Source organism: Actinosynnema sp. NPDC059797, assembly GCF_042732085.1.
Lineage (GTDB): Bacteria > Actinomycetota > Actinomycetes > Mycobacteriales > Pseudonocardiaceae > Actinosynnema.
The window spans coordinates 1-5989 of record NZ_JBHWIE010000404.1; the positions used below are offsets into that span (position 1 = coordinate 1).

Sequence of the window (5989 nt, forward strand, 5' to 3'; positions counted from 1 at the left end):
GCCTCGACCTGGTGCTGCACCCCCGCGAGGTCGGCGGGTTCGAGCTGGGCAGCACCCGCGAGCCCGCGACGGCGGACCTCGACCTGACCGGCGAGCTGGACACCCCGTGGCGACAGGTCGTGGAGGGCGACCTGGCGCAGCCGCTGGACCTGCGCCCGGTGCGCGGCACGACCACGTGGTCCGGCACGAGGGAGCACGGGATCAGCTGGAACTGGGTGATCGCGCTGGTGGCGCTGGTGCTGCTGGGCCTGCTGCTGTCGGCCCGCCGCTGGCTGACCGGCAACCCCAAGCTGGTCGGCGCGCTGGTCGCGGACCCGCCGGAGGGCGCGCCCGTGCGGGTGGAGCTGCGGGGCAGGCGCGTGGTGCGGCTCGACCGCGGGCGCACCCGCCGGGCACTCGGCCTGACCGGGCGGTGCGAGATCCGGGGCGAGGCCGACCGGCACGGCGGCGTGCCGGTGCTGCACGTGACCTACGAGCGCGCGGGCCGCGACCCCCTGACCGGCCGGTGCCTGCCCGGGGAGTTCCTGGAGCTGGGCGGGATGAGGTTCTGGTACCTGGCCGGCGAGCACGACGTGCCGCTGATCGAGGACCACCCGGCCGCGCCCACCCGCCGCTGATCCGCCGCTGCCCCGCCAGGCTCCCGGCGGGCGGCGAACCGCCGGGGACGGCCCGGGGGCGGCGCTTCCTCACCGCCCCCGGGTCCGTCGGCGGGCGCCCCGGGGCAGTTGGTCGGGCGGTAGGCTCGGGCGCGACGCGAGCGAGGTGCGGATGGACGAGGACGACCCCCACATCCACGTCGAGGCGAAGCTCCACGGCGACACCGCGACCCGGGACGTGATCGCCTCGGCGTTCGGCCTCGTGGGCGACCTCCCGGGCGTCGTCACCACCGGGTGCGGGCGGCGGGCGCCGCGCGCGATGACGTCACCGGTCCCGGAGCGCGTCACCTGTCTGGCCTGCCGGGACCACGCCCACCGGCAGCACCTGCGCCACGCCGAGCAGGTCGAACGCCTCGGCCTCGCGCCCGGGACGGGCATCGGCCACGAGCGCGCCCGCCTGGCCGCCGACCGGCACCGCGACCTCGCCCGGAGGTTCGCCGGCACGGACACCTGACCCACCGGTCCCGGACGGGATCGACGAACCGCCCCCGCTCGCCCGGGGAACACCGCGCAGCCCGCGTCCCGTCCCGGCCTGCCGCGACCTCCCGCGCTGCGCGGGGAGCGCCCTCGCTCCCCCCTGCCCGGCGCGGCGGAGCGCTCAACCCGTCGCCAGCGCCGCCGCGGTCGCCACGGTGGCCGGGTGGCGTGGACCGAGCCGGCGGGTGCGCACCTCCAGCGCCCGGCGCAGCTCGCGGCCACCCGGCAGGCCCGCCGCGATCAGGGCGAGGCCCAGCAGGTGCCGGGTCTCGGCGACCTCCGGGTGGTTCGACCCGCGCCGCGCCTCCTGCGCCCGCACGACCTCGGCCAGTTCCGCGTGGTCGCCCCGGGAGGCCGCCAGCAGCGCCCGTGCCCGCAGCGCCCCGGGGCCGCCGGCCCGTTCCCGCACCAGCCTCGGGCACTCGCGCTCCACGCGGTCGCGGTCGCCCAGCTCGTGCGCCAGGACCGCGACGCCGAACCGGATGTCCGCCAACCCGCCGTCGACCTCCAGCACCCGGAGCGCGCCCCGCAGGTCCCGCCCGGCCAGCGCCCGCCGCGCCCCGGCCCGCAGCGTCACCCGGTGCCGCTCGCCCAGCAGCGCTTCTGCCGTCCGGTGGACGCGGTCCAGGTCCCGCAGCGCGCGTGACGCGTCGCCCTGCTCGAACCGCAGGTGCGCCACGTCGAGCCGGACGCGCAGGGCGAACTGGTCCTCCTCGCCCTCCAGCGCGCCCAGCAACGCGGTCAGCTCACCCAGCGCGGCCAGCGGGAAACCGCCGTCCAGCAGCGCCAGGGCGAACTGCCGCCACACCCGCGTGGTCCCGGGGTGCGCCATCCCGTGCTCCGCCCAGCGCTCCCGGAGCAGCGACCGCAGTTCCCGCTCCGAACCGCCGGCGGGCACGGGGTGGTGTTCAGGCACGAGGTGGTGCTCGGGCAAGGAGTGGTGCTCGGGCTCCGGCTGAAGCTCGGGCTCCGGCGCGAACCTCGGCTCGGGATCGGGCCTCGGCGCGGACCCCGTCCTCGGTTCCGGCATCGGCGCCGACACGGGCGCGGGCACCGGTTCCGGTGTCGACGGCGCAGGCGTGACCGGCTCGGGCGCGGATTCCTCCACAGTGGACCGAGCAGGCCCGTCCAGTGCCTGCCGCAACGCCTCGCGCGCGGCCTCGGGCACCCCGCCCAACCCCTCGAACACCGCCCGCGCCCCGGCCGCGTCACCGGAGAGCAGCAACCGCCACGCGTCGGACAGGTCGGGTGACGCCGGGACCGGAGGCGCGACCGGGACCGGGGTCTCGGCCGGAGCCGGTTCGAGGGCCGGTGGTTCCGATCGGGCGGCGTGCAGCTCGGCGGTCACCACCGACAGCGAGTTCTCCGCGCGCCGAAGGACGTTCTCGTCGGCGTCCTCCACGTCCGCCAGCCTGCGCACCGCGAGCTGGAGGTTCTGCTCGGCGCCCGCCAGGTCGCCCCGGTCGTGCAGCACCTCGCCCAGCTCGACCCGGGTCAGCAGCGCGTCCTCGTCCTCGACCCCCCAACCCGCCTCGAACCCGGCGAGCGCCGTGCGCAGGTGCCCTTCCGCGAGCGCCAGGTCGCCCTTGACGTGCAGCAGCTCCCCGAGCAGCGCCTCGGTCACCAGCCACCCGCCGTGGTCCTCGCCGTACACGCGGCGCAGCACCTCGGCCACCGACCTCAGCTCCCGCTCCGCGCCGGCCAGGTCCTCGGTGTCGTACCGCAGCGCCGCCAGCATGAACCGCGTGCCCAGCGACTCCTCGGACTCCGGGCCGCGCGTGCGCTCGACCGACTCGATCAGCGCCAGCAGCTCCCGCTGCGCCTCCTCGTGCTCGTCGCGGTCCACCAGCACCTCGACCAGCACGGTCCGGGTCTCCTGCACGTCCTCGTGGTCGGGGCCGCGCAACCGCTCCAGGCCGGCCACCGCGGCCCGCAGGAACCGCTCGGTGTTGGCCAGGTCGCCGTGTTGGAAGGACATGTTGGCCAGGCTGTGCAGGATCTGGATCGTCTGCGGGTGGTCGTCGCCCAGGGCCCGCCGGAACGCGCCGTGCAGCTCGCGCAGCTGCTCCTCGCCCGTCACCGGGTCGCTGTGGCACCGCATCAGCGCCAGCACCAGCCGCGTGGTCAGCGTGACCGGGTGCTCCGCGCCGAGCGCCGCGGTCTGGAGCCTCGCGATCTCGGCGCACTCGGCCTCGGCTTCGGCCCGGTCGTTGAGGTGCACCTGGATCACCGCGAGGAACCGCACGACCAGCACCGTCGGGTGCTCCGGGCCCAGCGTCCGCGCCATGGTTGTCACCAGGTCGCGCAACCGCCGCTCGGCCGCGGCGGACTCGTTGCCGGGCGTGCCGGACTGGAAGCTGGTCAACGCGGCCAGGCCCAGCAGCGACAGCGGGTTCTCCGGGTTCAGCGAGTCGCGCTGGATCTTCAGCAGGTCGTTGAGCTGGCCGTGGGCCGCCGTCAGGTCGCCCTGGTAGGCCAGCACGCCGAACAGCGCCGAGCGGGTGGCGAGCGTGGCGGCGTTGTCCGGGCCGAACAGCCGGACCTGGACCCGCAGCACCCGTTCCAGCTCCCGCTGGGCCTCGTTGAGCCGACCCCGCGCGGCCGCCACCTCGGCCAGCGAGGCCATGGTGACCAGGGTGTTCGGGTGCTCGTCGCCCAGTTCGGCGCGCTGGACCCCCAGCACCTCGACCAGCCCCGCCTCGGCGGCCTCGAAATCGCCGAGCTGCGAGTGCAGCTGGGCCCGCACCATCCGCACGCCCAGCGGCAACGGCTCGCCCGCCGCCTCGTAGGCGGGCGGCAGGACGGCGAACAGCTCGGCCGCCTCGTCCGCCCGGCCGAGCGCGCACAGCACGGCGGTCAGGTTCATCACGATCGCGGTGACCAGCGGCTCCTGCGGCGGGTACGACGCGCTCGCCTCGGCGTACAGGGCCCGCAGCTCGCCCTCCACCGGGCCGTAGTTGCCCTCTTGGCTGTTGATCAGGGCCGCGCTGAACCGGGCGTGCAGCCGCGCCGCGTGCCCGACGGGCAGCTCGTTGCTGCGCAGGAACGCCAGCTGGGTCAGGTCGTGGCTCGCCTTGAGCGCCCCGCCGGCGCTCAGCCGCAGCGCGCACGCCCCGGTGGCGCCGTCGATCACCTCGGCCAGCACGTCGGTCAGGTGACCGGGCACCCGACCGAGCAGGTGCTGGTACACGGCGGGCAAGGTCACCCACCTCGGCCACACCGCCGGGTCCGCGACGTCGTCGGGCGTGACGCCCGTCAGGCAGCGCTGCGCGGTCCGCCACAGCGAGTCGCGCTCCTCCGGCCGCACCACGGTCTCCGCGACGACCTCCGAGACCAGCGGGTGCAGCGTGAAGCAGCGCACGTCCGCGACCCGGGCCCGGTCCACCAGCGCCACCGCGGCCAGGCCGCCGACGGTCTGGTCCAGGTCGCCCTCCGACAGCCCGGCGAGCGCCGACCCCTCCAGCTCGCGGGCGGCGTCGAGCAGCTCCGCCCGGATCGGGTGCGGCGCGCCGAAGCACGACAGCAGCTTGACCACCTCGCGCGGCGCGGGGAAGCCCTTGCGCTCCAGCATCCGCAGCGACAGCTCCCAGGTCTCCAGCACCCGCTTGCGCGCCTCGGTGTCGTCGGACGCGCCACCGGCCCGCAGCACGCCGCCGCGGTCGATCAGGTCGACCAGGTCCTCGTCGAGCGCCTGCCGGTACTCGGCGAACGTGCGGTGGCGGTCGTCGCCCGACCTGAGGTAGCCGCCCGCGAGCCACAGCGCCAGCGGCAGGCCGCCCAGCCGCTCGCCGAGCAGGCGCGCGTCCTCCACCGGGCCCGCGCCCGGCGCGCGGTCGAGCAGCACGGCGGCCCCGGTGTCGGCGTCGAGCAGGTCCACCCGGCGCTGCTCCGCCACCTCGCCCCACACGCCGCCGCCGAAGCGCGAGGTCACCAGCGAGAACCCGGCCTCGCTCGACCGGAGCCAGCCGGTGCCGTCACCGACGTTGCCGCCGGGCCCGGCCAGCTCGGTGGGGTCGTCGACGTTGTCGAACACCAGCAGCCACGGCCGGTCGGCGCGGTGGAGCGAACCCCACACCAGGGCGTGCGCCTCCTGCCAGTTGGTCCGGGCCCGCTGCACGTCACCGGGGTCCGCGCCCCGCCGCTCGGCCACGGTGACCATGGAGGTGTGGACGTCGCCGCTGATCCAGTACACGTCGCGCTCACCGCGCAGCTCGGCGGCCACGGCCATGGCGACGGTGCTCTTGCCGCTGCCGCCGAGGCCGTGCAGCACCCAGGGCCTGCCGTCCCGGCCGCGCGCGGCGGCGAGCACGGCGGCGACCAGCTCGTCCCGGCCCCGCAGGGTCTTCAGCGGCAGCTCGGGCGGGTCCACCGGCGACACGGGGGCCAGGCCGGGGTCGTACCGGTTCACGTTGATGGAGCCGTAGGCGACGTTGTACTGGGTGGACGACTGGTTGGCCGTGAAGACGATGCTGCCCACGGCCTCCTTGCGCGGCTCGGTCACCTCACCGCCCCGTGTAGGCGAACGCGGCCCAGTGGTGCGGGTCCCCGCCCGCCCGGCGCACGCCCTCGACCAGCTCGGGGGGCATGGCGGGCGGTGGGGTGAAGTCCGGGGCCAGGAACGCCAACTGCGCCGCGCGGACCGCCTCGGCGGGCGGCAGCCCCTCACCCGCCCGGTAGTGGTGCACGAGGTAGCGCAGCGCCGAGGCGAACAGGTCCGGCACCTCCCACCGCGCGCCCACCACCCCGACCGCGCCCGCCACCGCCAGCACCGCGTCCAGCGTCAGCGGCTCCCCGCCGCCCACCGCCGCCGTGCACGCGGTCAGCGCCGAGGCGAACAGGTCCGGCACCTCCCACCG

The 5989-nt window shown here is 76.5% G+C and carries 4 protein-coding genes; 2 read left to right on the forward strand and 2 right to left on the reverse strand.

Annotated elements, in window-relative coordinates; translation table 11 throughout:
* Both ACFV4N_RS38360 and ACFV4N_RS38365 read left to right on the forward strand, forming a co-directional pair.
* Window positions 1-617, forward strand: a 617-nt coding sequence (locus tag ACFV4N_RS38360) for a hypothetical protein (RefSeq protein ID WP_499677589.1), incomplete at its 5' end; no start/stop codon positions are given.
* A 151-nt stretch (window positions 618-768) separates the two neighbouring features.
* The gene (locus ACFV4N_RS38365) at window positions 769-1110 is read left to right on the forward strand and encodes a hypothetical protein (RefSeq protein ID WP_499677590.1); all 342 of its coding nucleotides are present in this window, start codon (window positions 769-771) and stop codon (window positions 1108-1110) included.
* Between the two features lie 144 nt (window positions 1111-1254).
* On the opposite strand, the gene ACFV4N_RS38370 is transcribed toward ACFV4N_RS38365, so the two are convergent.
* Window positions 1255-5634: a tetratricopeptide repeat protein gene (locus ACFV4N_RS38370; RefSeq protein WP_499677591.1), complete on the reverse strand. Its 4380-nt coding sequence runs from the start codon at window positions 5632-5634 to the stop codon at window positions 1255-1257.
* 1 nt (window position 5635) lies between these two features.
* Window positions 5636-5989, reverse strand: a 354-nt coding sequence (locus tag ACFV4N_RS38375) for a CHAT domain-containing protein (RefSeq protein WP_499677592.1), incomplete at its 5' end; no start/stop codon positions are given.

What these genes read in the sequence shown, in the direction of transcription:
- ACFV4N_RS38365 (WP_499677590.1), top strand. Translation starts at nt 769, where the DNA reads ATGGACGAGGACGACCCCCACATCCACGTCGAGGCGAAGCTCCACGGC.